The organism is Dysgonomonas sp. HGC4 (assembly GCF_001261715.1).
GTDB lineage: Bacteria > Bacteroidota > Bacteroidia > Bacteroidales > Dysgonomonadaceae > Dysgonomonas_A.
In genome coordinates this window covers 1-1,539 of record NZ_CVRU01000138.1, presented here as the reverse complement: position 1 = coordinate 1,539, position 1,539 = coordinate 1, and the positions used below count along the sequence as shown (strand labels likewise).

The window sequence follows — 1,539 nt, the reverse complement described above, 5'->3', positions numbered from 1 at the left end:
CCTGTGAAGAATAAGAAAAAGAGATATAGACTCGAAAGGAAATATAAACAGTCACTCTAATTAAGAAGAGCTCTGATATTTTTTTTGGGAAGGAAGAAACTTTTCTACATAGAAAGTGGTTAAAGAGACTTAGAAAGTGAAATGGATCTCTAATAATACAATTTGGTAGATATTTAGACTTTGAGTAAATTTGTAATGATACTTTAAATTTAAAAAGCTATAGATTAATGACATTATCCCGTCAAGAAGATGTTTTATTATTAACATCTAAGCCTCTAAATATTGTTCGAGTTGGTTTTGTTGGGCTAGGTGTGCGTGCATTTAGAGCAATTAATCGTTTTCTTCACCTTGAAGGAGCTGAGATTAAAGCAATATGTGATATAGAATCTGATGCAATTGATAATATACAAGATCTGCTATTAAGGAATAATAGATCTAGGGCTGTTTCGTATTCAGGGCTGAATGGCTGGAAAGCGCTCTGCGAAGATCATAATCTTGATTTGGTTTATATTTGTACTGATTGGGTTTCTCATACTCCAATTTCTGTATATGCTATGGAAGCAGGTAAGCATGTCGCAGTTGAAGTTCCTGCAGCTATGACTATTGATGAATGCTGGCAGTTAGTTGATACAGCAGAGAGCACGAGAAAGCATTGTATGATGCTTGAGAATTGTTGTTATGATTCTTTTGAACTCTCTACTTTGAATATGGCTCAGAAAGGTTTGTTTGGAGAAATAATTCATGGAGAGGGAGCATATATTCATGATCTTCGTCCTATATTGTTTAGTGATAATATTCCAAATGGTAAAGAGCATTGGCAAAATCAATTTAATAAGGTACATACAGGTAATCCTTATCCAACTCATGGTTTAGGACCTATTTGTCAGGCTATGAATATACATCGTGGAGATAAAATGGATTATTTGGTATCGATGTCATCAATTGAAAGAGGTATGACTGCTTTTTCGAAAGAACGATATACGGAGTCATCCTTTGATCCCAACTTAAATTATACTTTAGGAGATATGAATACAACTTTGATCCGTACTCATAAAGGCTATACTATAATGCTTCAGCATAATATTGCGAATCCCAGACCATACAGTAGAATACATTTATTAAATGGAACTGAAGGTTTTTGTCAAAAATATCCATCTGAGCATATATTAATTAATTCAGTGCTGGAAAGAGAAATCCCAACGGAAATTTTATTATCTCAATTTGAACACCCTTTTATAACTAAGCTGTGGAAAAAAGGATGTAAAGTTTCAGGAATTAGAGCAAAAGATTTTTTGATGGATTATAGACTTATTTATTGTTTGAGAAATGGTCTTCCTCTAGATCAAGATGTCTATGATGCAGCAGAGTGGTCTTGTATTGTAGAACTTAGTGAAAAATCAGTTTTGAATAAAAGTATGCCTATCGAAATCCCAGATTTTACTCGTGGAGCTTGGGAAAAATTACAAGGCTTAAGATTTTTCGAATAGTTTTTATTATTACTTTGTTATATAGGTAGCTAAAATAATAAGAGTCACGAAT

The 1,539-nt window shown here is 33.1% G+C and carries 1 protein-coding gene; it reads left to right on the top strand.

Features of this window, described 5'->3' with window-relative positions:
• Window positions 1–227 precede the first annotated feature (227 nt).
• Complete coding sequence (locus HGC4_RS13445) at window positions 228–1,487, top strand: Gfo/Idh/MocA family protein (RefSeq protein ID WP_050710658.1); 1,260 nt, start codon at window positions 228–230, stop codon at window positions 1,485–1,487.
• The last annotated feature ends 52 nt before the right edge of the window (window positions 1,488–1,539 follow it).

Coding starts and splice junctions, on each gene's coding strand:
- HGC4_RS13445 (WP_050710658.1), top strand. CDS start 228: ATGACATTATCCCGTCAAGAAGATGTTTTATTATTAACATCTAAGCCT.